The 24582-nt window shown below is 62.9% G+C and carries 23 protein-coding genes and 2 tRNA genes; 14 read left to right on the plus strand and 11 right to left on the minus strand.

Features of this window, described 5'->3' with window-relative positions:
- Positions 1–5: 5 nt before the first annotated feature.
- Together BM279_RS04295 and BM279_RS04300 are read left to right on the plus strand one after the other, a co-directional pair.
- On the plus strand, positions 6–353 hold the full coding sequence (locus tag BM279_RS04295; RefSeq protein ID WP_093501319.1) for a DUF4810 domain-containing protein: 348 nt from the start codon (positions 6–8) through the stop codon (positions 351–353).
- Between the two features lie 5 nt (positions 354–358).
- Entirely contained in the window at positions 359–1021 is a 663-nt protein-coding gene (locus BM279_RS04300; RefSeq protein WP_093502488.1) for a DUF799 domain-containing protein, read from the plus strand.
- A 39-nt stretch (positions 1022–1060) separates the two neighbouring features.
- Here BM279_RS04300 and BM279_RS04305 read toward each other — a convergent pair whose 3' ends face one another.
- Positions 1061–2614, minus strand: coding sequence for a sigma-54-dependent transcriptional regulator (locus tag BM279_RS04305; protein WP_093501321.1), 1554 nt, complete (start codon positions 2612–2614; stop codon positions 1061–1063).
- Between the two features lie 193 nt (positions 2615–2807).
- Here BM279_RS04305 and phhA point away from each other — a divergent pair, with 193 nt between their 5' ends.
- The 5 genes from phhA to cobF all read left to right on the plus strand — a co-directional run bounded on the left by phhA (position 2808) and on the right by cobF (position 8840).
- The gene (phhA, locus tag BM279_RS04310; protein WP_256662745.1) at positions 2808–3614 is read left to right on the plus strand and encodes a phenylalanine 4-monooxygenase; all 807 of its coding nucleotides are present in this window, start codon (positions 2808–2810) and stop codon (positions 3612–3614) included.
- Between the two features lie 107 nt (positions 3615–3721).
- Positions 3722–4078 (plus strand): 4a-hydroxytetrahydrobiopterin dehydratase, encoded by a 357-nt coding sequence (locus BM279_RS04315; RefSeq protein WP_093501323.1) that lies wholly within the window; start codon positions 3722–3724, stop codon positions 4076–4078.
- 191 nt (positions 4079–4269) lie between these two features.
- A complete protein-coding gene (locus BM279_RS04320) occupies positions 4270–5559 on the plus strand; it encodes an MFS transporter (RefSeq protein ID WP_093501325.1) in 1290 nt (429 codons plus the stop codon).
- An 88-nt stretch (positions 5560–5647) separates the two neighbouring features.
- Positions 5648–7915, plus strand: a complete 2268-nt coding sequence (gene ggpS, locus BM279_RS04325; RefSeq protein ID WP_093501327.1) for a glucosylglycerol-phosphate synthase — start codon at positions 5648–5650, stop codon at positions 7913–7915.
- Positions 7916–8075: 160 nt separating this feature from the next.
- The gene (gene cobF / locus BM279_RS04330; protein ID WP_093501329.1) at positions 8076–8840 is read left to right on the plus strand and encodes a precorrin-6A synthase (deacetylating); all 765 of its coding nucleotides are present in this window, start codon (positions 8076–8078) and stop codon (positions 8838–8840) included.
- 229 nt (positions 8841–9069) lie between these two features.
- On the opposite strand, the gene prmB is transcribed toward cobF, so the two are convergent.
- A complete protein-coding gene (prmB, locus tag BM279_RS04335) occupies positions 9070–9996 on the minus strand; it encodes a 50S ribosomal protein L3 N(5)-glutamine methyltransferase (protein ID WP_425272662.1) in 927 nt (308 codons plus the stop codon).
- Positions 9997–10222: 226 nt separating this feature from the next.
- Between prmB and BM279_RS04340 the strand changes: the two genes are divergently transcribed.
- From BM279_RS04340 to BM279_RS04350, 3 genes are all read left to right on the plus strand, one after another.
- Positions 10223–10822 carry a cysteine hydrolase family protein gene (locus tag BM279_RS04340; protein ID WP_073265086.1) on the plus strand — a complete coding sequence of 200 codons (600 nt, stop codon included), beginning with the start codon at positions 10223–10225 and terminating at the stop codon, positions 10820–10822.
- A 78-nt stretch (positions 10823–10900) separates the two neighbouring features.
- A complete protein-coding gene (locus BM279_RS04345) occupies positions 10901–11221 on the plus strand; it encodes a hypothetical protein (protein ID WP_093501331.1) in 321 nt (106 codons plus the stop codon).
- 46 nt (positions 11222–11267) lie between these two features.
- Positions 11268–11825 (plus strand): Smr/MutS family protein, encoded by a 558-nt coding sequence (locus tag BM279_RS04350; protein ID WP_093501333.1) that lies wholly within the window; start codon positions 11268–11270, stop codon positions 11823–11825.
- Positions 11826–11914: 89 nt separating this feature from the next.
- On the opposite strand, the gene efp is transcribed toward BM279_RS04350, so the two are convergent.
- The 5 genes from efp to BM279_RS04375 form a co-directional block, all read right to left on the minus strand.
- A complete protein-coding gene (gene efp, locus BM279_RS04355; RefSeq protein ID WP_013791768.1) occupies positions 11915–12487 on the minus strand; it encodes an elongation factor P in 573 nt (190 codons plus the stop codon).
- A 46-nt stretch (positions 12488–12533) separates the two neighbouring features.
- Complete coding sequence (gene earP, locus BM279_RS04360; RefSeq protein WP_093501335.1) at positions 12534–13658, minus strand: elongation factor P maturation arginine rhamnosyltransferase EarP; 1125 nt, start codon at positions 13656–13658, stop codon at positions 12534–12536.
- A gap of 13 nt (positions 13659–13671) precedes the next feature.
- Complete coding sequence (locus tag BM279_RS04365; RefSeq protein ID WP_093501337.1) at positions 13672–15018, minus strand: MFS transporter; 1347 nt, start codon at positions 15016–15018, stop codon at positions 13672–13674.
- Between the two features lie 398 nt (positions 15019–15416).
- Positions 15417–16112 carry a lipopolysaccharide core heptose(II)-phosphate phosphatase PmrG gene (gene pmrG / locus BM279_RS04370; RefSeq protein ID WP_093501339.1) on the minus strand — a complete coding sequence of 232 codons (696 nt, stop codon included), beginning with the start codon at positions 16110–16112 and terminating at the stop codon, positions 15417–15419.
- A 244-nt stretch (positions 16113–16356) separates the two neighbouring features.
- A tRNA-Ser gene (locus BM279_RS04375) sits at positions 16357–16446 on the minus strand.
- A 338-nt stretch (positions 16447–16784) separates the two neighbouring features.
- Between BM279_RS04375 and BM279_RS04380 the strand changes: the two genes are divergently transcribed.
- Together BM279_RS04380 and BM279_RS04385 are read left to right on the plus strand one after the other, a co-directional pair.
- Entirely contained in the window at positions 16785–17474 is a 690-nt protein-coding gene (locus tag BM279_RS04380) for a crotonase/enoyl-CoA hydratase family protein (protein WP_093501341.1), read from the plus strand.
- A gap of 89 nt (positions 17475–17563) precedes the next feature.
- A complete protein-coding gene (locus BM279_RS04385) occupies positions 17564–18535 on the plus strand; it encodes a magnesium and cobalt transport protein CorA (protein ID WP_093501343.1) in 972 nt (323 codons plus the stop codon).
- 45 nt (positions 18536–18580) lie between these two features.
- On the opposite strand, the gene BM279_RS04390 is transcribed toward BM279_RS04385, so the two are convergent.
- The 3 genes from BM279_RS04390 to BM279_RS04400 all read right to left on the minus strand — a co-directional run bounded on the left by BM279_RS04390 (position 18581) and on the right by BM279_RS04400 (position 21137).
- Entirely contained in the window at positions 18581–19366 is a 786-nt protein-coding gene (locus tag BM279_RS04390; protein ID WP_093502494.1) for an ABC transporter permease, read from the minus strand.
- Positions 19366–20298 (minus strand): ABC transporter ATP-binding protein, encoded by a 933-nt coding sequence (locus tag BM279_RS04395; protein ID WP_093501345.1) that lies wholly within the window; start codon positions 20296–20298, stop codon positions 19366–19368. The genes BM279_RS04390 and BM279_RS04395 overlap by 1 nt, the downstream gene beginning before the upstream one ends.
- Before the next feature lie 218 nt (positions 20299–20516).
- Entirely contained in the window at positions 20517–21137 is a 621-nt protein-coding gene (locus BM279_RS04400) for a glutathione S-transferase family protein (protein WP_093501347.1), read from the minus strand.
- Between the two features lie 333 nt (positions 21138–21470).
- Between BM279_RS04400 and BM279_RS04405 the strand changes: the two genes are divergently transcribed.
- Both BM279_RS04405 and BM279_RS04410 read left to right on the plus strand, forming a co-directional pair.
- Complete coding sequence (locus tag BM279_RS04405; RefSeq protein WP_093501349.1) at positions 21471–23918, plus strand: acyl-CoA dehydrogenase; 2448 nt, start codon at positions 21471–21473, stop codon at positions 23916–23918.
- A 76-nt stretch (positions 23919–23994) separates the two neighbouring features.
- On the plus strand, positions 23995–24405 hold the full coding sequence (locus BM279_RS04410; RefSeq protein WP_093501351.1) for a PA2817 family protein: 411 nt from the start codon (positions 23995–23997) through the stop codon (positions 24403–24405).
- A 100-nt stretch (positions 24406–24505) separates the two neighbouring features.
- On the opposite strand, the gene BM279_RS04415 is transcribed toward BM279_RS04410, so the two are convergent.
- Positions 24506–24581: transfer RNA gene (locus BM279_RS04415), tRNA-Gly, on the minus strand.
- Between the last annotated feature and the right edge of the window lies 1 nt (position 24582).

Here is a 24582-nt window from a genome sequence, read left to right on the forward strand (position 1 = left end):
GAACCATGAAATCCGCACTTCTGCTCACCACCGTACTGGCCACCGCTCTACTGGGCGGCTGCGCCCAGCAACCCAAATCCCTCTACTACTGGGAGGGCTACCAGCAGCAGGTCTACCAGCGCTTCGAGAACACCACCGGCACCGAGGAGCAGATCGCCGCGCTGGAAGCCAGCGCCCAGAAGGCCCGCGCCGCCGACCGCACCCTGCCGCCGGGCTTTCACGCCCACCTCGGCATGCTCTACGCGGAGATCGGCAAGCCCGATCAGGTGCGCCAGCAATTCGAAACCGAGAAAGCCCTGTTCCCCGAGTCCGCGCAGTACATGGACTTCCTGATGCGCAATATGGCCAAGTGACCGACATGCCTCTACTGACCTCTCTCAGAACCCTCGCGGCCCTGGCCGCCATCGCCCTGCTGGCCGGTTGCGCCACCCAGCAGCCCTACGACTACAGCGCCTTCAAGGAAAGCAGCCCGGCCTCCATCCTGGTGCTGCCGCCGGTCAACAAATCGCCGGACATCAAGGCCACCTACAGCCTGTATTCGCTGATCACCGCACCCCTGAGCGAAGCCGGCTATTACGTGCTGCCGGTGGCGGTGGTCAACGAGACCTTCAAGCAGAACGGCATGGCCAACGCCGAGGAAATCCGCGAAGTCCCGCCGCAGAAGCTCTACGAGATCTTCGGTGCCGACACCGTGCTGTACATCGACGTGACCGAGTACGGCAGCAGCTACAAGGTGATCAGCAGCGAGGTGGCGGTGGCCGCCAGCGCCACTCTGGTCGACCTGCGAACCGGCAAGGAACTGTGGAAAGGCGTGGCCCGGGCCAGCACGGCAGAGCAACAGCAGAACAGCGGCGGCGGCCTGGCGGGGATCCTGATCACCGCCCTGGTCAATCAGGTGATGAACAGCCTGAACGATCGCGGCCATGAGATCGCCGGCATCACCAGCTCGCGCCTGCTGAGCAGCAACGCGGTCAATGGCATTCTGCCCGGCCCCCGTGCGCGGCCCGTCAGCGCTCGCTGAAGCCCGCCACAAGAGCCCGGCCCCCGGGCTCGTTTCTTTCTACTCCTTGCCCACCCTATGTTCGCGCAGCTTGTTGGCGATGGTGGTGTGGGACACGCCCAGACGCTTGCCGAGCAGGCGGCTGCTCGGGAATTCGCCGTGCAGGCGTTCCAGCACGGCTTTCTCGAAACGCCCGACGATGGCGTCCAGCCCGCCTTCCAGCGAGAAGTCGCCCAGCGGCTGCGCCGCGCCGTAGCCCGGCAGGCGAACGTGCTCGGGCTTCACCACCGCGCCGTCGCACAGCGACACCGCCTGGAACAGCACGTTCTCCAGCTGCCTGACATTGCCCGGCCAATGGTAACGACCGAGCTTGTCCAGCGCGGCGGGCGCCAGGCCCGGTAGCGGGCAGCCGATCTGTCGGCTGGCGCGGTCGAGAAAATGCTCGGCCAGGGGCTGCAGGCCATCCAGGCATTCACGCAGCGGCGGGATGTGCAGGCTCAATACATTGAGACGGTGGTAAAGGTCTTCGCGGAATTCGCCGCGAGCGCACAGCTCGGAAAGGTCGACCTGGGTGGCGCAGGTCACCCGCACATCCAGGTACACCTCCTCGTCACTGCCGACCCGCCGAAAGCAGCCATCCTGCAAAAAGCGCAGCAGCTTGGCCTGCAGGCGCGGACTCATCTCGCCGACGCCATCGAGAAACAGCGTGCCGCCTGCGGTCAGCTCCAGCAGACCCAGCTTGCCTTCGGCGCGGGCGCCCTCGAAGGCGCCAGGGCCGTAGCCGAACAGCTCGGTCTCGGCCATCGACTCCGGCAAGCCCGCGCAATTCAGGGCCATAAATGGCGACTGGCCGCGGGGGCTGGCCAGGTGGCAGGCCCGGGCCAGCAGCTCCTTGCCGGTGCCGGTTTCACCTTCGATCAGCAGCGGTGCGTCCAGCGGCGCCATGCGTCGCGCCTCGCGCACCACGGCGGCCATCACCCTGGAGCTCTGGAAGATGCTGTCGAAGCCGCGCAGCTCCTGCTTGCGCACCTGATAGATTCGCTCGCCAACGCGGTCGGCACGGTGCAGGGTCAACACCGCGCCGGCCATGGCTTCGCTGTCGTCGTGTTCGCTCTGCAACGGCGCGATGTCGGCGAGAAACACATCGCCGCAGACTTTCACCCGCAGCCCGTTGATGCGCGAGCGATTGGCACGCACCAGCTCCGGCAAATCGAAATCCTCGACGTAGCGCGACAGCGCGATGCCCGGCACTTCGTCCACCCGCACGCCGAGCAGCGCTGCCGCGGCCCGGTTGGCGGCGACGATGCTGCCGCCCATGTCGATGGACAGCACCGGAAATTCCAGGGCGCCGAGCAGAGCATTGAGTTCCAGGTGCCTGCGCTCGCTGGGCATCAGCCCCACGCGCTTGACGCCGAACACGCCGGTGATGGCCTCGAACTTGGCGCGCAGGGCCTGGAATTGCAGGTTGATCAGGTTGGGGCAATGCAGGTAGATGGCGTTGCCCTGCTCGCCACCGACCTCACCACGGGCGACGTTGATGCCGTAGTCGACCAGCAGTTCGAGGATGTCGCGCAGGATGCCCACACGGTTCTGGCAATGGATCTTGATACGCATGACGGCCGCTCTTGTTATTTTCGTCAAGGCTTCTTGCCAGTCTAGAGGAAGCCACCGAGCCAGGAACAGGCTTTCCCGCGTGACGTAATGCTTTCTTTACGAAAACCGCCATCCGCCCTCACTCGTCGGTCGCGCGCAGCCGCGCAAGGCGCGCGTGCATGGGGCATGCTCAGGCCAGCCACGATCAGAACGGATGTGCAGGGAGATCGCCAAGATGAAAGCCAGCCAGTACGTTGCCAGGCAGCCTGACGCGAACGGCTTCATTGACTACAGCGAGGTCGAGCACCGCACCTGGCAGACGCTCATCGAGCGCCAACTCAAGGTGATCAAGCCCAGCGCCTGCCAGGATTACCTGGACGGCATCGACAAGCTCGCCCTGCCCCATGACCGGATTCCTCAATTGCCGGACATCAACCGCGTGCTGCAGGCCGCCACCGGCTGGCAGGTCGCCCAGGTGCCGGCGCTGATTCCCTTTCAGCGCTTCTTCGAGCTGCTCGCCAACAAGCAGTTTCCGGTGGCCACCTTCATCCGCACCGAGGCTGATCTGGACTACCTGCAGGAGCCGGACATCTTTCACGAGATCTTCGGCCACTGCCCGCTGCTGACCAACTCCTGGTTCGCCGAGTTCACCCATACCTATGGCCGCCTGGGGCTGGCCGCCAGCCCGCAGGAACGGGTATTCCTGGCACGCCTGTACTGGATGACCATCGAGTTCGGCCTGGTCGATACCCCGGCCGGCCGACGCATCTACGGCGGCGGCATTCTCTCCTCGCCCAGGGAGGCGGTGTATTGTCTATCCGACGAGCCCGAGCATCAGCCGTTCGACCCCGTGGAGGCGATGCGCACCCCCTATCGCATCGACATCCTGCAACCGCTGTACTTCGTGCTGCCGGACCTGCAACGGCTGTTCGCCCTGGCGCAACAGGACATCATGAGCCTGGTGCACCAGGCCATGGCGCTGGGCCTGCACGCACCGAAATTTCCGCCCAAGGCGGCCTGATAACCTGCTTACGATCTGCTGTGCGTCGGCACTTCTGCGCCAGCCAAGCCCGGGCGAGGCGCCGCCGCCAGAAGCTCATCTACCACCTGTGAATTCGAGGAAACCCCATGACCGCACTGTCCAAAGCCACCTGCGAAGCCTGCAGCGCCGATGCGCCCAAAGTCAGCGAGGCCGAACTGGCACAGCTGATCAAGGAAATCCCGGACTGGAACATCGAGGTTCGCGACGGCGTGATGCAGCTCGAACGCGCCTACTCTTTTCGCACCTTCAAGCATGCGCTGGCCTTCACCAATGCAGTGGGCGAGATCGCCGAGGGCGAGAACCACCATCCGTCGCTGCTCACCGAATGGGGCAAGGTCACCGTCACCTGGTGGAGCCATTCGATCAAGGGCCTGCACCGCAACGATTTCGTCATGGCAGCACGCACCGACGAGCTGGCAAAGGTGGCCGATGGGCGCAAGTGAGGCGCCCCGTAAACGGGAAAAATTCGCTCGCGTACGCACCGAGCTGGTGCCTTTCACTGCTCCGAAAAATCGAAAGACCGTTCGTCGGTAAAAATAAACCTTAAATATCATATAGATAGAAAACAACCTTAGAGATCACTGGCGCGCTTCCTGCTTGCCATCACCGGCATAGTTCCCTAGGGTTGTTCGCCATGTGGTCCTTGATTGCCCCTATCAGCTCGTTGCTGGGTGGGGTCGCGTTACTCCTCCTCGGCAACGGTCTGCTCAACACCCTACTGACTCTGCGTGGCGTCGCCGAAGGCTACTCCACCGGGATGCTCGGCCTGATCATGTCCGGGTATTTCGTCGGTTTCCTGATCGGCACCTGGCTGGCGATTCCGCTGGTGCGTCGCGTTGGGCATATCCGTGCCTTCTCGTTCTGCGCCGCCCTGGCCGCCATCACCGTCCTGCTCCACGTGCTGATCGTCGACCCCTGGGTCTGGCTCGGCTTGCGGGTGCTCTACGGCCTGGCGTTGGTCAGCCTGTACATGGTCATTGAGAGCTGGCTCAACGCCCAGGTTCCCAACGACAAGCGCGGGCAGATGTTCGCCGTGTACATGGCGGTCAACCTCGGCGCCCTGGCGGCCGCCCAGCAATTGCTGAACCTGGCCGATCCGGCTGACTTCCTGCTGTTCGCCCTGGCGGCGATGCTGATCAGCGCGGCCCTGATGCCCATCACCCTGACCCGCCAGGCGCAACCCAACGTGCCCGATACCCTGCACACCAACCTGCGCGCCATCGTCGGCATCGCGCCGCTGTCGATCGCCGCGGCCGGCCTTTCCGGCCTGGCACTGGGTGCGTTCTGGGGGATGGCGCCGGTGTATGCCAGCCTCAACGGCTTCGACGCCGCCGGGGTCGGCCTGATGATGAGCGCGACCATTCTCGGTGGCGCGCTGCTGCAATGGCCGATCGGGCGCTTCTCCGATACCCACGACCGGCGCTGGGTGCTGTTCTGGGTGGTCAGCGCAGCGGTCATCGTCGCGTTGGTGATGAGCCTGCTGCCCGCTGGCCGCCCGTTGCTGGGATTGATGTTCCTGTTCGGCGGGCTGTCGTTCGCCATCTACCCCATCGCCGTGGCGCAGTTGATCGACCAATTGCACAGCGACGAAATCCTTTCCGGCTCCAGCAGCCTGCTGATGGTCAACGGCATCGGCTCGGTATGTGGCCCGCTGCTCGCCGGCCTGCTCATGCAATACAGCGGCGCGGCGGCATTGCCGCTTTACTTCGCCACCACCCTGGGCTTGCTGGCGGCCTACACCTTCTATCGCCTGCGTCATGTCAGCGACCTGGTCGCCGGTGAACAGGCGCACTTCGTGCCGATGCTGCGCACCAGCCACACCGTGCTGGAGCTGATGCCCGCTGCCCCGCCGTCTGCGGATGACATCGATTCGGACAACGATCACACCGGTGACGAGCGGGAGCCCGTCACCACTTCGTCGTAGGCACACGCACGCCTACATAACAGAGGCGCCACCAAGGTGCCCGTTTTGCTCGCCGGTCGATGCCGGCGTTTTGACAGGGAGACAGCCCATGCTACTTGCTACCGATCTCGATGGAACCTTTCTCGCCGGTGATCCCGAGGATCGCCTTAGCCTCTACCAGACCATCGCCGCGCACCCGGAAATCCAGCTGGCCTACGTCACCGGGCGCAGCCTCGAAGCGGTACTGCCGCTGCTCGCCGACCCCACCCTGCCGCAACCGGACTTCATCATCGCCGACGTCGGCGCCACCTTCGTGCATGGCGACAGCCTGCAACCGATCCAGCAGCTACAGGGCCAGGTCGACGCCCGCTGGCCCGGCGAAAGCCAGGTCGCCCAGGCACTGGAGGGCTTCGGCCTGGAACGCCAGGACGTGCCTCAGGCGCGCCGCTGCTCGTACTTCTGCACGCCCGAACAGGCCGCCGATCCAGCCCTGGCCCAGGTCGCAGAAACCCTAGGTTGCGATCTGCTGTATTCCGCGGATCGCTACCTCGACTTTCTGCCCAAGGGCGTCAACAAGGGCACCAGCCTCAAGGCGCTGGTCGAGTGGCTGGGGCTCGATGACGGCGAGGTGCTGGCCTGCGGCGACACCCTGAATGACCTGAACATGCTCGACGGCACCTACAAGGGCGTTTGCGTGGGCGAATCCGAGCCCAACCTGATCAAGGCCACCGAGCATCAGTCGTGGATCCTGCAGGCGGACCGTCCGGGCTGCGGCGGCATTCTGCAGGCCTTCGTGCATTTCGGCTTTCTTGGCGAGCACGGCATCGCCGCGGAAAAACGCACCGCCACCAAGCCGGGTCGCGCCGAGCTGGTGATGGTCTATCACCGTCTGCCCTACGAGGAGCACCGCGGCGCGGACGGCAAGGTGCAGCGCCGTCGCCCCACGTCCCCCAACGGCATCATCCCGACCCTGATGAGTTTCTTCGGCGACTCTCGCCCGGGTTCATGGGTCGCCTGGGCCGTCGACGAAGGCGGCGACGAGCCGTTCGAAACCCACACCACCGTGGATGCCGAGCGCTACCCGAAGCTCACCGCTGCCCGGGTGGCGCTGAGCAAGCAGGAGGTCGACATCTTCTACAAGCGCTTCTCCAAGGAAGCCTTCTGGCCGACGCTGCACACCTTCTGGGAGCGGGCACGCTTCGACGAGGACGACTGGCAGGTATTTCTCAAGGTCAACCGCGCCTTCGCCGAGCGTACCGCCAAGGAAGCCGCGGAAGGCGCCGTGGTGTGGCTGCACGACTACAACCTGTGGATGGTGCCCGGCTACCTGCGCGAGCTTCGCCCGGACCTGCGCATCGCCTTCTTTCACCACACCTACTTCCCTTCGGCCGACGTGTTCAACGTGCTGCCGTGGCGCCGGCAGATCATCGGCAGCCTGCTGCAGTGCGACTACATCGGTTTTCATATCCCGCGCCAGGTGGAGAACTTCGTCGACGTGGCTCGTGGCGTCACGCCGCTGCAGACCGTCAGCCGGCAGAACTGCGCGCCGCGCTTCGTCACCTATGGTTGCGCCGTTGGTTTGGAGCGCATGACCACCGCGGTGGACACCGGCAGCCGGGTGGTCAAGCTCGGCGCCCATCCGGTCGGCCTGGATATCGAACGGGTGCGCAACGCCCTGGCCCAGGACAAGACCCGCGAGCAGATGGCCAACCTGCGCGAGGAGCTGAGCGGCATCAAGCTGATCCTGTCGGTCGAGCGCCTGGATTACACCAAGGGCATTCTGGAGAAGCTGCAGGCCTACGAGCGCCTGCTGGCCGACAATCCGGAGCTGCACAAGAAGATCACCCTGGTCAGCATCTGCGTACCGGCAGCGCGCGAGATGACCATCTACGACGAACTGCAATCGCAGATCGAACAGGCGGTTGGGCGCATCAACGGCCGCTTCGCACGGGTCGGCTGGACGCCCGTGCAGTTCTTCTTCCGCAGTTTCCCGTTCGACGAGGTGGTGGCCTGGTACGCCATGGCCGACGTGATGTGGATCACCCCGCTGCGCGACGGCCTCAACCTGGTGGCCAAGGAATTCATCGCCACTCAGGGGCTGACCGACGGCCAGGGCGTGCTGGCGCTATCGGAATTCGCCGGTGCCGCCGCCGAACTCAAGGGCGCCCTGCTGACCAACCCTCACGACACCGCCGACCTGGCGCAAACCTGCTACCTGGCGCTGAACATGCCCAAGGCCGAAGCCCGGGCTCGGCTGCGCGAGCTGTTCGATATCGTCAGCTACAACGACATCCGCCGTTGGGGCGATGAGTTCCTGGCTGGTGTCGCCGAGCCGGAGGAAGAGGCGGAAAATGTCCTGCGCCTGGCGGCTGGCTAACCATCAGTAGTCTGGCGTTGAGCGAAGCGATATCCAGGTCAGGGATGTGCAGCCTGCCGAGACACCGCCCCTGCGCATCGCTTCGCTCAGCAGCAGGCTACGGTCTGTCGTGATGACGAACTGATATGCTGCGCGCCATCGCAAGAACGAGACGTGCAGCATGAACGACATCCTGATCATCGGTATCGGCGCCGGTGACCCTGACTATCTGACCACCCAGGCGATCAAGGCCCTCAACCGCGCCGACGTGTTCTTCATCCTCGATAAGGGCGAGGCCAAGGACAAGCTGATCGCCCTGCGCCGCCTGATCCTCGATCGCTATATCGCGCCGGGCCGCCAGTACCGCGTTCTGGAGGCCACCAACCCGGAGCGCGAGCGAGACGTGTCAAACTATGACGCCAGCATCGACAGCCTCAACCGCGACAAGCAGGTGGTGTTCGAGCAGTTGCTCGGCCAGCTGCAAGAGGGCGAAACCGGCGCCTTTCTGGTCTGGGGCGATCCGTCGCTGTACGACAGCACCATCCGCATTCTCGATGGCGTGATCGCTGGCGGCCGGCCCCTCGCCTACGAAGTGATCCCCGGCATTACCAGCGTGCAGGCCCTCACCGCACGCCACCGCATTCCCCTCAACCAAATCGGCCGCGCCGTGCAGATCACCACTGGGCGTCGACTGCGCGAGGGCTGGCCCCAAGGCGTGGACAGCGTGGTGGTGATGCTCGACGCCCAGGACAGCTATCGCCAGGTAATCGACGAAGACCTGCACATCTACTGGGGCGCCTACGTCGGCACGCCGGACGAGATCCTGATCGCCGGCAAGCTGGTGGAAGTGGCCGAGCAGATCGCCACGACCCGCGCAGCAGCACGCGAAGCCAACGGCTGGATCATGGACAGTTATTTGCTGCGCCGCGGCGGGCGTGAGGCCTGATAGCAGACTTGTGGGTAGCGCCCGCCCGCAGCCTGTCGCCTGGCTGTTTGATCGCGGCAATGGCATAAGTGGACGCTGAGCAGGGCTTTGTGGGAGAGGCTTTAGCCTCGATTTTGCCAGCTAGGTGTTAAGAGCTTGGGGCTAAAGCCCCTCCCACGAAATCGCAAAGGCCAGTATTCAGCGTCCGGCCAGGCGACTTTTTTCAAGCTGGCCGATCGAGAGCATCGCCTCAACAGCGTTCGCGAAACAGCGCTTGGTGCTCGCGGCACTGCTCGGCCGAGAGCATGAACACGCCGTGGCCGCCGCGGGCGAAGTCCAGCCAGGCGAAATCCACTTCCGGGTAAAGTGCTTCGACGTGCACCTGGCTGTTGCCCACCTCGACGATCAGCAAGCCTTTTTCGGTCAGGTGATCGGCAGCCTCGGCGAGCATCCGCCGCACCAGGTCCAGGCCATCGTCGCCGCAGGCCAGGCCCATTTCCGGCTCGTGCTGATATTCGGCCGGCATGTCGGCGAAATCCTCGGCATCGACATACGGCGGGTTGGAGACGATCAGGTCGAAGCGCTGCCCAGGCAGCCCGGCGAAGCCATCGCCTTGCACGGTATAGACGCGCTCCTCGAGACCATGACGCTCGATATTGCGATTGGCCACTTCCAGCGCCTCGAAGGACAGATCACCAAGCACCACTTCGGCTTCGAGGAATTCGTAGGCGCAAGCGATACCGATGCACCCGGAGCCGCTGCACAGATCGAGAATCCGCGCGGGTTCGCCGGCCAGCCAGGGGCTGAAGCGCTGCTCGATCAGCTCACCAATCGGTGAACGCGGCACCAGCACGCGCTCGTCGACGATGAACGGCAAACCGCAGAACCACGCTTCGCCCAGCAGATAGGCGGTGGGCACGCGATCTTCGATGCGGCGCTTGAACAGGGTCTGCAAATGCAGATGCTCGTCGTCCTCGAGGCGGCAGTCCAGGTAACCGTCGGCGATTTCCCAGGGTAGGTGCAGCGCGCCGAGCACCAGCTGACGGGCTTCGTCCCACGCATTGTCGGTGCCGTGCCCGAAGAACAGCTCTTCGGCCTGAAAACGGCTCACCGCCCAGCGGATGTAGTCGCGCAGGGTGCGCAGGCGGGTTTTCAGGGCTGGGTGGGCATCGGTCACGACAGGGCTCCGGGCAAAAGCCGTTAGTCTAGCAGGCCAGCCCCAGCATTCCAGCGCCCTGCAAAGGATTGGCAGCACGCTGGGCGTTCAAAAGTGCCGGCTTGCTGAAACGATTCTGCTGCCAGCGCTGCGCTGCCAGGCAGCAATACAGCCAACAGAGAGGTTCACAGCGGCGTCATAGAGGCGGACAATATGCACCGTTAACCGCGCCAGCAAGGAGTCGTACATGTCGTCCCACCCGCAAACGTTCTATCAGCTCACCGGCCGTGGCCACGCCCCCGCCAACTTGAGCAATGCGACCCTGCTGGTCATCGATGCTCAGGAGGAATATCGCAGCGGCGTGGTGCAACTGCCCGGCCTCGATGCCGCGCTGGTCGAGATCGCCAAGCTGCTCGACGCCGTACGTGCTCAGGGCGGCGCCATCGTGCACATCAAGCACCTGGGCATACCCGGTGGTCTGCTCGACCCGCGCGGCCCGCGGGGTGATCACCTGCCGGAAGTGGCGCCGCTGCCAGGCGAGATCGTCGTCGAAAAGCGCATGCCGAACGCCTTTTCCGGCACCGAACTGCACGAGAAGCTGCAGTCCCTCGGCCACCTGGACCTGATCGTCTGCGGTTTCATGACTCACTCGAGCATCAGCACCACCATCCGCGCCACCAAGGATTACGGTTACCGCTGCACCGTGGTCGACGCCGCCTGTGCTACCCGCGACTTGCCCACGCCAGATGGCAAGGTGATCAGCGCCGCCGAGATGCACCGTGTGGAGATGATCGCCCTGGCCGACAACTTTGCCGCCTGGGTGCCGGACGCCAACGCTTTACTCTGAGCATTCAGGTGCTTTATCGGTTGGAACCCGCTACTACACTGCCAGTCATAGCGAGAAGATCCCTCAAGGAATCAGCGCATGAAGCAAACAGACGGTTTCAGTGTCAGCCTCCGCCCGCGACGCTCGTTCAGCTGGCGACTGCGTTTTGCCGCTGCGCTGACGGCGCTGTTTGCGGTATTGGGCATTCTGCTGCTGATGGCGGGCGCGTCGACCCTGCTGGGTCGCCCGCCGGCTCTGGGCAACCTCAATGACTCGACCACTGACGCCAGCGTACTGCTGGTGCTCGGAGTGGTACTTCTCTGGGGTGGCGTACTGGGCTGGCGCAAAGCCCGACGCCGCATGCGCCAGCGCAGGGCTGACATGGCCATGTCTCCGCACCTGATGAAGAAACGCGACTGACCCACCCCGCGCCGCTTGGTAAACTGGGCGCCCCTGCGGAGGCCCCATGCAAGACGACGACCTTTCCCTGTTCAAAGCCCAGCTGCAAGGCGTGAAGCCGATCAAGCACGACCGTGCAGACACCGGCAAACCGAAGAGCGACCGCGCGCGACTGGCCACCTTGCGCCAGGCTGCCACCCAGCGTACCGACACCATCAAGGTCGACGGCCTGTCCGATCAGTTCGTCATCGACGTCGGCGCCGAAGACGCGCTGTTCTGGGCCGAAAACGGCGTGCAGGACGGCCAGATGCGCAAGCTCAAGCTGGGCCAGATTCCCTTCGACGGCAGCCTCGACCTGCACGGCATGAGCGTGGAAAAGGCCCGCGACACACTCTGGGATTTTCTCGCCGAAGCCACCAAGCTTGAAATCCGCTGCGTGCGGGTGACCCACGGCAAGGCAGTACGCACCGATGGCCGCAAGCCGATGATCAAAAGCCACGTGAACACCTGGCTGCGCCAGCATCCGCAGGTACTGGGCTTTGCCTCCTGTGTGGCCAAGCACGGGGGCACGGGGGCCATCTATGTGATGCTCAAACGCACCATGATGGATGGCCGTGACGAGTAATCGCTTGATCCGCTCCCCTACAAAGCGCTGATCGCAGCGCATAAAAAACCCGGCGCCAGGCCGGGTTTTCTGTACAGCGCAGCGCTGAATCAGGCCGGCGCTTTGGCGCGGGACTTGTACTCGCCGGTGCGGGTATCGATTTCGATCCAGTCGCCGATTTCGCAGAAGTCGGCAACCTTCACTTCGGTACCGTTGTTCAACTTGGCAGGCTTCATCACCTTGCCGGAGGTGTCGCCACGGGCGGAGCCTTCGGTGTAGGCCAGCTGACGCACGATGGTGGTCGGCAGGTCGACGGAGATAACCTTGCCTTCGAAGAACACGGCTTCGCAGACGTCGTTCATGCCTTCTTCGATGAACGGCAGAACGCTTTCCAGGTCTTCGGCGCGCAGCTCGTAGGAGTTGTACTCCGGATCCATGAACACGTAGTCGTCGCCGCTGATGTAGGACAGGTTCACTTCCTTGCGTTCAAGGATCACCGGCTCCATCTTGTCATCGGCTTTGTAGACGGTTTCGGTCTTGGAGCCGTTGATCAGGTTCTTCAGCTTCATCTTGACGATAGCGCTGTTACGACCGGACTTGGTGAACTCGGCCTTCTGGATCAGCCATGGCTGGCCGTCGATCAGGGCCACGCTGTTAGGCTTCATTTCTTGTGCGGTTTTCATACGAATATCCGGATCTGAATGGATTTACAAAATTCGAGGCCGCGTATCATAGCCAATTTCGATAAAACTGCACCAGCGCCGCGGCAAGATCTGCATATACCGCCTGGCGCCTGGCCCAGACTTGGGCATGGGCGGCCAACTCATCGGCGCGCTCCAGCCAGGCGGCCCAGGCCGGCGCCATGCCTTCGCCCGCATTCCACGCCCGCCATACGAGGCGCAGGGCGGCCTCGGCCTCGCTCGAAAGCCCCCGGCAATACAGTGCCATGAAGGCCTCGAGCTTTTCCCAGTGCGCCTCTTCCTGCTGTGGGTAGATATGCCAGACCAGCGGTCGGCCCGCCCATTGCGCACGCACGAAAGAATCCTCGCCGCGCACCAGGTTGAGGTCGCAGCACCAGAGCAGCGCGTCATACTGATCCTGCTGCATGAAGGGCAGCAGCTGCACGCTCAAGGCGCCGCGCTGCATGACCTCGCCAAGCATGAGCGGCGAACCGGCCCAGCGCTGCAAATCGCCGAGGATGCGTCCTTCCGGAACCAGCATATGGGTCGTTGTGTCAGCGCCAGCCAGGGCATCCAGCCAACCGGCCAGGGCACTATTCTCATAGGCGAACAGGGAAACCAGGCGCGCATCGGTGAGCGGGCTGATACCCAATGACGCAAGAAAATCAGTGCGGGCTCTGGCGTCACTCTGCAGCCGGTCGCGAGCGGCGAGCAGCCCGCTTTCGCGCAGCAGCCCACCCGTGCCGGCGCTGAAGCCTGGAAAGAAGAAGAACTTCTGCAGCCCATTACCCTGCATCGACGGCAGGCCGTGGCAACCTTCGACCCAGCTCTCGGCGCTCAGGTACTCCAGGTTCAACCAGAGTGCGGGCGCCTTGCGCGCCGCCATCGCCGCCACATACTCGGCGGGCAGCTCGCAGGCGAAGGCTTCGATCACCACATCCGCCGGCTCCACCGCCTGCCAGGCCTGCGCCCAATGGCACACCTCGACGCTGCTCAATAGCTGACAATCGGAATCCGCATCGGCCTGCGGGCAGATACGCGCCAGCGCCGCCAGATCATCGACCCACAGGCGCACCGCAGCGCCCTGCTCGGCCACCAGCTGCCGGGCCAGGCGCCAGGTCACGCCGATATCGCCGTAGTTGTCGACGACACGGCAGAAAATATCCCACCTCATAACGCCCTTCCCTTCAGGCCTGCAGCCCGCCCTCACACTGCCGCGTGTTCATGCTGGCATCGACCAGCGGCTCGGCCACTTCGACGCCGGGCACCACATCGGAAAGATCTTCCTGGCGCTCGTGCTCCAGCGCGCCCTGAACCAGATCCTCGGTCACCCGCAGCTCTGCCCCCACCATCGAGGCGGGCGTCGCCGGCTCGAATGGTGCCACAGGCTGAGGCGCGGGGCGCAGCTTGCGGCGCCAGAAGAACAACAGCACCAGGCAACCGTTGAGCAGGCTGAAGGCCAGGAACAAGCCGGCGTCGCCGTCATGCTCCATCAGCGGCGAGATCATCAGCGGGCTGATCGCCGAGCCCAGAGAGTTGATCAGCAGCAGCCCCTGCACCATACGCACCAGCGCGCCAGCAGGCGCCCGGTCAGCGGCGTGGCTGACTGCCACCGGGTAAACGGCGAACACGCCACCACCGAGCAGGAACAGCAGCACCATGAGCAGCAGCGGCGAAGACGGCAGAATCATGATCGCTAGGGAAATCAGCAGGCAGAACAGGCTCAGTACGATCAGCACACTCTGCCGATCATGCTGATCGGACCAACGCCCCACCGGGTACTGCAGCAGCATGGCGCCGAGAATCACGCTGGCCATCATCTGCCCGACCTCGCTGACGCTCATGCCGACGCGCTGCAGGTACAGCGGCAGCAGCGAATAGACCGCAGCGATGGCGATACCGGACCCGAAGCAGCCAATCACCCCGGTCGGCGTCATACGGATCAACTGCTGCGGCAGCAGCGGCTCGACCTTCTCCACCAAGGGCGTAACCCGCGGAATGATGCCCATGGGCAGCACCGACAACGACGCCAGCAGCCCGGCCACTATGAACGGCGCGGTGTCGCCCCAGGCATCGATGGCGCCGAGCTGCAACTGGCCGAGCATGCCGGAGCCGTAGAGCGCCATCATGTACAACGCCAGCAGGCGACCACGCACCTTCTGGTCACCCGCCAGAAGCATCCAGCTTTCGACGACGAGAAACACACCAAGAATCGACCAGCCGGCGATCAGCCGGAAGACGAACCAGGCCCAGGGGTCAAAGAACAGCCCCTGCAGCAGTACGCTCACCGCCGTCAGCGAGGCGAAACTGCTGTAGGCGCGGATATGGCCGATGCGCAGGATCAGCCGGTCATTGAACAGCGCTCCCAGGGTCAGGCCGATGAAATAGGAAGCCGACACGATACCGATCACCGTCGCCGACACGCCTGCCGCATCCAAGCGCAGTGTGGTCAGCGACGAAATGAAGCCGTTGCCGATACTGATGATGAACAAACCGAGCAAGGGCCCCAGCGCCATGCCAAGCAATTGCGACATAAAAACCTCGAAGCGATGCCGCCCCTTGAGCGCATCGGAAAAAAGAATGCTGTAACCGTTACAGGCTGCGCACACCATGCCGCTCGACGACAAGCGATGCTTGGCCGAGTGGGGGAATGTTTCAGGAAAGACGCCGCACGTAAACACGGACGCCAACACCCAAAAACCTCGAAAGCCGGGGCGGCTCTGGTTTTTGATTTTGTAAGGCGAGGGAGCTGAAACGGTGAAACCTGAGGGGCGCAGGCCGCCCATCAAAGGCCGCGGACGATACACGAGCAGAGGGGCTCGAACAATCGGCTCAGCCACGTAGTCGTGATCGATTGCCCACTAACCGCAACAGCAAAATACGACGATGCCGTCGCCTGCCATGCAAGCGACGGCCTCACTGCTCTGAGGGCTCAGCCTCGCTGGCGCTGAGCCTGGTCGCTCAGCGCACTCTTCCAGTCGTCGGCGTCGAGAAAACCGATCACCTGCAGCGAGTCGGAATCAGCAGCTTTACTGAAAAACAGCGCAGTTCCGTATTCCGGCGTGTCGCTGTCATAACCCAGAGACTTCTCAAACGCTGAGATACAACTGCTGTGGGTGACCAGAACCATATTCTTGCCCGGCACCTTATGCTCGAGCGCATCATCGAGCATCCGTTCTTTGCACCGATACAGCCAGTCTTCGTCCATACCCACGTCGTTGAACACCAGCGACTCGGTCTGGGCCGTGCGGGTAAGCGGGCTGTTGTAGACGTCGGTTCTGGTCAGACCCAGTTGCCCGAAACCATCTGCCAGCCAACCACCAACAGGGAGTGATCGGGAGGTGATGCCCTCCGTTCCCTCCAGGCAGGGATAGTCTTCCTTGTCGCAGCGCTCCAGATGACGCAGCAGAACGATCACATCGCCCTCCTGCCACTTGGCAAGGAGACTGGGCAACTCATGGCTGCGCTCTTCGGAAAGATCTTCGATCTCGGGCGGCTGCATCACGAACGCCCCCAGGGCAGTCGCGAAGGAAGCCGCCACGCAGGCGGCCACTGCGCCACGACGTTGACGAGCGCTCAGCTTGCTGTACAAGCGCCGCGCCGGGCGTAGAAACAGGGATTGCAACATCGGAACTCCAGCTTGACCGCCTCTATATCTTTCATCGGCGCGATCTAAGCTGACTCCATCGGTTGCGGATAGTTCGCAAATGGCGATAAGGCGGTTTGTAAGCCGATGTGCCTGCAAGCAGCTAACGGTGGATTGTTGGCTGCAAAACTGCCGTTTTAGCCCAAGACCGTTCCAAAACCTGAACACCAGAAACACAAAACCCCCGCTTCGCTAGGAATGACGGGGGTTTGCGTTGAATCGAAAGTGGCGGTGAAGAAGGGATTCGAACCCTTGATACGGTTTCCCGTATACACACTTTCCAGGCGTGCTCCTTCAACCGCTCGGACACTTCACCGGATCTCGCCAAACGCGCTGTCTGTCGAGGCGCGCTAATGTAATCGAAGGTTCTTCCAAACGCAAAACTTTTTTCAAAAGATTCATGCGCTTAAGCCATTGAGAGATGTCGGGGCGACGTACGCGCCATCGCTATGGTGCGAGCAAGCGCGCATAGCGCTGGCAGGCGAGGCCCGAGGAAAGCCGACAGTGGTAATCAGTCCACTCCATCACCGGCATGACCACCCCGCCCTGCACCTACATCGCCCAGCCAACCTGACTCTATGGTCACCCTTCGTGCTTTACCGGATCACGGCGGATGGGTAACGTCAGCCGCACTTTCACAACAAGGAGTCGACCATGAGCGACCTGATCAGCTACCAACTCGATGACGGCATCGCCACGCTGACGCTCAACAACGGCAAGGTCAACGCGATCTCGCCGGCGCTGATAGAGGCCTTCAACGCGGCCCTGGACCGCGCGACCCAGGACAAGGCCATCGTTATCCTCACCGGCCAGCCGGGTATTCTCTCCGGCGGCTACGACCTCAAGGTGATAACCTCCGGCCCGCAAAACGCAATCGATCTGGTCGCTGCCGGCTCGACGCTGGCCAGGCGCATGCTCGCCCATCCTTATCCCATCATCGCCGCCTGCCCCGGCCACGCAGTGGCCAAAGGCGCCTTCCTGCTGCTTTCCAGCGATTACCGCATCGGCGTTGAAGGAGCCTTCACTATCGGCCTCAACGAAGTGCAGATCGGCATGACCATGCACCACGTCGGCATCGAACTGGCGCGCGATCGTCTGCGCAAGTCCGCCTTCCATCGCTCGGTGATCAACGGCGAGATGTTTGACCCGCAAAGCGCCGTCGATGCCGGCTTCCTCGACAAGGTGGTACCGGCCGAGCAATTAATGGCTACCGCCCAGGCCGCGGCGGCGCAGTTCAAGAAGATCAACATGAACGCTCACCGCAAGACCAAGCTCAAGGTACGTGCCGCGCTGCTGGAAACTCTCGACAAAGCAATCGAGCTGGACAAGCAGCATTCGCTGTAACGCCAGCCGTGAAAGAGCCGCTCAGCGGCTACTGAGCACATCGAGATAAGCAGGTAAGCTGCGACCACTAATCTGGCACGGGGTACACCATGGGCGATGTGGTCGCAGCAGCGGTTTACAGCAAGGGTCGCAAAGTCAGCGACATTCACCTCGACGAAGGTCGGGAATGGGCCGCCAAGCCCGAACACTTCGTGTGGATCGGCCTGCACGACCCCGGCAACCAGGAACTCGGCAACCTGCAACAACAGTTCAATCTGCATGAGCTGGCTCTAGAAGATGCGCTGCAGCGGCACACACGTCCCAAGCTCGAAATCTTCGGCGATGCGCTGTTTCTGGTGCTCTACTCGCCCGTACATATCGCTAATGAACTGACTTTTGTGGAAACCCAGCTATTCGCCGGCAAGGGTTACGTAATCAGCGCCCGCTACGGCGACTCCGCGTCCTACACCAAGGTACGTCAGCGCTGCGAGGCGCGGCCGCTGCTGCTTGAGCACGGCGAAGACTTCGTACTCTACGCCTTGATCAGTTTCATCATCGAGAACTACCGGCCGCTGATGGACACCTATTACACCGAGTTGGAGCAACTCGAGCAAACCGTGCTCGAATGCGCCATGACCCACGGCGAGGTGGTACGTATCCAGCAGTTGCGCCGAGATCTTCTGCGCCTGCGCCGCAATATCGGGCCCCTCGCGGAGATCTGCCAGGAGCTGCAGCACCTGGACTTCCCCTTTATCGACAAAAACATGCGACCGTACTTTCGCGACGTGGCGATTCACGTCAATCGGCTGCTCGAGGACCTGACCAATCTGCGGGAGATGGCCGACCATGCCATCGAAGTCGGCCTTCTGCTCGAGTCATCCCGGCAGAGCGTGGTGCAGCGCAAGTTCGCCGCCTGGGCGGCGATACTGGCCTTTCCCACCGCGGTAGCCGGCATCTACGGCATGAACTTTCACAACATGCCGGAGCTGAACTGGCAGTACGGCTACTTCGCCGTACTCGGCGTGATCGGCGCTGGCTGCGTAGGGCTGTACGCCAGCTTCCGCCATTACGGCTGGCTGTAGCGCGACCAGAGCACGCTGTTGCAGTGTGCTCTCAGCTCGATCTGCTCACTGACGCATCCCACGGCCGCTGACCAGCAGGCGAACGCACAGCACATAGAGCACCGCCGTGGCGACCAGCATGAAGCCGATGGCGGTGCCGATGCTGATGTCCGACACGCCGAGGATGCCGTAACGGAAGGCGTTGACCATGTGCAGCACCGGGTTGGCCATCGATACCGTCTGCCAGAACGGCGGCAGCAGGCTGATCGAATAGAACACCCCACCCAGGTAGGTCAGCGGCGTCAGCACGAAGGTCGGGATGATCGAGATATCGTCGAAGTTGCGCGCGAACACCGCGTTGACGAAACCACCGAGGGAGAAGATCGTCGCCGTCAGCAACACCACCAGTACTGTCAGCCCAAGGTGATGCACCTGCAAGTGGGTGAAGAACAGCGACAGGATGGTGACGATGACGCCCACCGCCAGGCCGCGCAGCACGCCACCGGTGACGTAACCGATCAGGATGGTATGCGGCGAGACCGGCGAGACCATCAATTCTTCGACCGAGCGCTGAAACTTGCTGCCGAAGAAGCTCGACACCACGTTGCCGTAGCTGTTGGTGATCACCGACATCATGATCAGCCCCGGTACGATGTATTCCATGTAGGTGAAGCCACCCATGTCGCCGATCTGCCGGCCGATCAGATTGCCGAAGATCACGAAGTACAGAACCATGGTGATCGCCGGCGGCAACAGGGTCTGCGGCCAGATGCGCATGAAGCGGCGCACTTCGCGATAGACGATGGTGCGCAAGGCCACCAGATTGGCGCTGAACTCGGACTGCTCGTGCATCATACGGCCACCTTCGACAGGTTCTTCTCGACCAGGGACACGAACAGCTCCTCCAGGCGGTTGCTCTTGTTACGCAGGCTCAGCACCTCGATGTCGTGCGCCGCCAACTGACGGAACAGGTCGGTGACGCCCTGGCTCTTGTCGACCTGCACTTCGAGGGTGTGATGGTCGACCAGCTTGACCGGATAACCGGCAAGGGCCGGCACGGCAGCCAGATCGTGCTTGAGATCGAGCAGGAAGGTCTCGACGTGCAGCTTGCCCAGCAGCGCCTTCATGCTGGTGTTCTCGACGATCCGCCCGTGGTCGATGATGCCGATGTTGCGGCACAGCTGCTCGGCCTCTTCCAGGTAATGGGTGGTGAGAATGATGGTAATGCCTTGCTTATTGAGGTCGGTGAGAAAACTCCACATCGAACGGCGCAGCTCGATGTCGACGCCCGCGGTCGGCTCGTCGAGGATCAGCAGGCGCGGTTCATGCACCAGCGCGCGGGCGATCATCAACCGGCGCTTCATGCCACCGGAGAGCTCTCGTGACGCCACGCCGCGCTTTTCCCACAGCCCCAGCTGGGTGAGGTATCGCTCGGCGCGCTCCTTGGCCAGGCGCGCCGGAATGCCGTAATAGCCGGCCTGGGTCACGACGATGTCGAAGACCTTTTCGAACTGGTTGAAGTTGAATTCCTGGGGTACCACGCCGATGCAGCGCTTGAGCGCGGCGGGCTGGGCGTCCAGATCGTGGCCGAATACGTTGACCGTACCGCTGGACTTGTTCACCAGGGTGGAAAGAATTCCGATGGTGGTGGACTTGCCGGCGCCGTTTGGCCCCAGCAAGGCGAAGAAGTCGCCCTCGGCGACGTCAAGGTCGAGACCATGCAAGGCGGTGAAGCCGTTGCCGTAGGTCTTGGTCAGCTGTCGGATCGACAGAGCAGTACTCATAAAGGATATGCACCCATTAAAAAGACAGGGTTTAGAGGGGGGATGCCATGCAAACATTGCAACGCAATTGCCCACTCAGGGCGCCTCTAAAAACGTAGGCGAGGCAGTCATCGCAAGGCGAAAACAGGCGAAAAAGCGGAGTTTACAGCTTGTAAATGAGCATTTTTAGCCTGTTTTCAACGCTGCGATGACAACGCAGGTAGTTTTTAGAGGTGCCCTCAGGTCAGGTCGGTCATCACCGCGCGCCGATAGGCCGGCCGCTCACACAAGCGGGCGTACCAGGCCTGCAGGTTGGGCTGCGCTGGCCGCTCGATGGGCATTTCGAACCAAGCATAGATGAAGCTGCCCAGCGGGATGTCGCCCATGGCGAAGCGCTCGCCGGACAGGTAGGGCTGCTCGCCCAACGCTTTTTCGGGCAGCGCCAACAAGTCGATACAGCGTTGCCGAGCCGCTTCGATCACCACTTCATTGCGCTGCTCGACCGGAGTACGCAAAACGCCCCAGAACAGATCGCGAAACTCGCCGGCGAAGCTGGAGGTCGTCCAGTCCATCCACTTGTCGCCGCACGCACGGCTGGCAGGCTCTTCAGGGTAAAGGCTGCCCGGCGCATAGGCCGCGGCCAGGTAGCGCACGATGGCGTTGGATTCCCATAACACCAGGTCGCCGTCTTCGATCATCGGCACGCGCCCATTGGGATTGCGTGCCAGGTACTCGGGTTGGTCGACCACCCCGAAGGCGCCACCGGCCTCGACGCGCTGGTAAGCGACACCTGCTTCTTCAGCGCACCACAGCGCCTTGCGTACATTACTGGAATTCTTGCGACCCCAAATTTTCAGCATCACCCATCGTCCTTATCAGAGTCCTGCCTGCCAGGAGGCTGACAACCCTACCACTGTGTCGCCAGGAAGGAAGCCGGCCACAATAATGTTGGCTATCGACCGGGTTCATACCGCAGGCAGTCAGCACCATTGGGCACCTGACCAACAGGTCATCCGCGCAGACAATTTGTTATCCGAACTCGCCTGCCTGGCGCGGGGTCACTATCGGAACGTGACCGGCCGCATCTGCTCAGCAAGCGCCCTGTTACACCCCCTGTCGGCAGCTTCCACCCAAGCCGACTACGATTATGGCGGCGCTTGCCGTTCTGCTGTCGCCATCACGGAGGATTCTGCATGCTCGCTGTCTGGTTGCTCGTCCTGGTTCTCGGTACGGCCTATCTGGCCCACCGCCGCACGGCTCCCCTGCCCGCCTTGGCCATCGTTGCCGCCTACCTGCTCGTCATGGGCGCCTACAGCCATGCTCCCAGCTGGCTGATGGTGATCTTCTGGCTGCTGTGGCTGGCCGTCGCCCTGCCACTGGCGCTTCCGGAGCTGCGCCGCAAGCACTTCACCAAGCCGCTGTTCGCCTGGTTCCAGAAGGTGCTGCCGCCGATGTCCAATACCGAAAAGGATGCCATCGAAGCCGGCACCGTCTGGTGGGACGGCGAGCTGTTCAGTGGCCGCCCCGACTGGGACAAGCTGCTGGCTTACCCGAAAGCCCGGCTGACCGAGGAAGAACAGGCCTTTATCGACGGCCCGACCGAAGAGCTGTGCGCCATGGTCAGCGAATGGCAGATCGGCCAACGCATGGATCTGCCGCCCGAAGCCTGGGATCACATTAAACAGCACGGTTTCTTCGCCCTGATCATTCCCAAGGAATACGGCGGCAAGGGATTCTCGGCCTACGCCCACTCCCAGGTGGCGATGAAGCTGGCCACCCGCAGCGGCGACCTGGCCTCCACCGTGATGGTGCCCAACTCCCTGGGCCCGGCCGAGCTGCTGCTGCATTACGGCACCGAAGAACAGCGCAATCATTACCTGCCGCGCCTGGCTCGCGGTGAAGACATTCCCTGCTTTGCCCTGACCGGCCCGCTGGCCGGCTCCGATGCCGGCGCCATGCCCGACAGCGGGGTGATCTGCAAAGGCCAGTGGAACGGCGAGGAAGTCGTCGGCCTGCGCCTGAACTGGGAAAAGCGCTACATCACTCTCGGCCCGGTAGCGACCCTGCTGGGCGTGGCCTTCAAGGCCTATGACCCGGATCATCTGCTCGGCGACAAGGAAGAGCTCGGCATCAGCCTGGCGCTGATTCCGACCGACACTCCCGGCGTGAACATCGGTCGTCGCCACGTGCCGCTGGGCGCCGCCTTCATGAACGGCCCGAACTCCGGCAAGGATGTATTCATCCCCCTCGACTACCTGATCGGTGGGCCGGACTACCTCGGCAAGGGCTGGATGATGCTGATGAACTGCCTGTCGGTCGGCCGTTCGATTTCCCTTCCGGCTGTAGGCACCGGCGCCGCCAAGTTCACCAGCCTGGTCACCGGCCAGTACAGCCAGGTGCGCGAGCAGTTCAACGTACCGCTCTCGGCCTTCGAAGGTATCCAGGAAGCCCTTGCGCGTATCGGCGGCAATGCCTGGCTGATGGACAGCGCGCGCATCCTAACCGCCAACGCGGTGGATCTGGGCGAGAAACCATCGGTGCTTTCGGCGATCCTCAAATACCACCTGACCGAACGCGGCCGTGAATGCATCACCCACGCCATGGACGTGCACGGCGGCAAAGGCATCATCATGGGCCCGAGCAACTACCTGGGCCGTTCCTGGCAAGGTGCGCCGATATTCATCACCGTCGAGGGCGCCAACATCCTCTCGCGCAACCTGATGATCTTCGGTCAGGGCGCCATCCGCTGCCATCCCTACGTACTCAAGGAAATGGCCCTGGCCGGCCGCGAGGACCGCGACCAGGCGCTGCTGGAGTTCGACGATTTGCTGATGCAGCACATCGGCTTCGCCGTCAGCAATGCCGCCAGCACGTTGATCCTGAGCCTCAGCCTGGGCCTGCTCGGCAAGGTGCCGGGGGACCGCATCAGCCGCCCCTACTTCCGCGCTCTCAACCGCCTGAGCGCCGCGTTCGCCATGCTGGCGGACCTGAGCATGATGCTGCTGGGTGGTGAGCTGAAGCGCCGTGAGCGTCTGTCGGCCCGCCTGGGCGACGTACTCAGCCATCTGTATCTGGCCTCGGCGGCGCTCAAGCGCTATCACGACCAGGATTACCCGGAGCACGTGCGCCCGCTGCTGCACTGGGCATTGGAAGAAAGCCTGGGCAAGGCCGAAAACGCCATCGACGAGCTGCTTAGCAACTTCCCAAACCGCCTGCTCGGCAGCGCCCTGCGCGTGCTGGTGTTCCCGTTCGGCCGCCGTCACCAGGGTCCGGACGATCACCTCGATGCGCAAGTCGCCGCGATCATTGGTCAAAATGCCGGTGACCCAGCGCTCGAGGCCGTGCTCGAAGGTTGCTTCCGCCCCACCTCGACCGAGGACCCGGTTGGCGCTCTGCAACACGCCTTCAATCTACTGCAGGAAGCTGCGCCACTGCAGAAGAAACTACATAAGGCCGTCAAGGCCGGGCAAGTGCGTGAAACGCCTGGGCAGAATGAGATAGAAACGGCGGTCGCCGCCGGCGTGCTCAGCGCCGAGGAAGGCCAGCAACTGCAGCGCGCCGAGCAGGCCCGCCGCGTGGTGATCGACGTCGACGACTTCAGCAAGGAGGAGCTGCTGCCCAGCGAAGGCAAGGTGAGGTAATCGCAAGGCAGAGACGACAGCGGGCGCCATGGACCTTATACTCCGGCGCCCGTTTTACTTTCAGGATCACCCGGACATGGCCAATCCCCACCTCGACCACCACATCGTCCTGCTCAACCACCTGCGCACCATCCTGGTCGCCCTGGGTGAAGCCGAGCAGATCCTCGATGCCAGCCATGCCAACTTTCTCGAGCGCTACGACGAGTTGCTCGCCGAGCTGCCCGTGGACATGGAGCGCAGCCAGTACCTGGGCCAGGAACTGATCAGCCAGATCTTCCAGCGCTACCCGCAGATCGCCCACTTGGTGCCGCGCGACCTGCTGTGGTTCTTCGGCGGCGATTGCCTTCACTTCATGCCGGACGAAGAGATCGAGTTGTACCAGCAGCTCGACGAACGTCGTTTCTACGCCGAAGAGAACGACGAGCCGTTCGACTGGAACCAGGAAAAGCAGCTGCTGGCCATGCCGGCACCGACAAGCCGACACTGACGAAAAAGCCCGCCAGCAGTAGTGATGCTGGAGGGCTTTTTCTTAGCGCCGAAACGCAGATACGAAAACGCCGCTCGATTGAGCGGCGTTTTCGTTTATTTGGAGCGGGAAACGAGACTCGAACTCGCGACCCCGACCTTGGCAAGGTCGTGCTCTACCAACTGAGCTATTCCCGCA

Origin of the sequence: Phytopseudomonas straminea (assembly GCF_900112645.1) — a bacterium.
In the GTDB taxonomy this organism is placed as follows: domain Bacteria; phylum Pseudomonadota; class Gammaproteobacteria; order Pseudomonadales; family Pseudomonadaceae; genus Aquipseudomonas; species Aquipseudomonas straminea.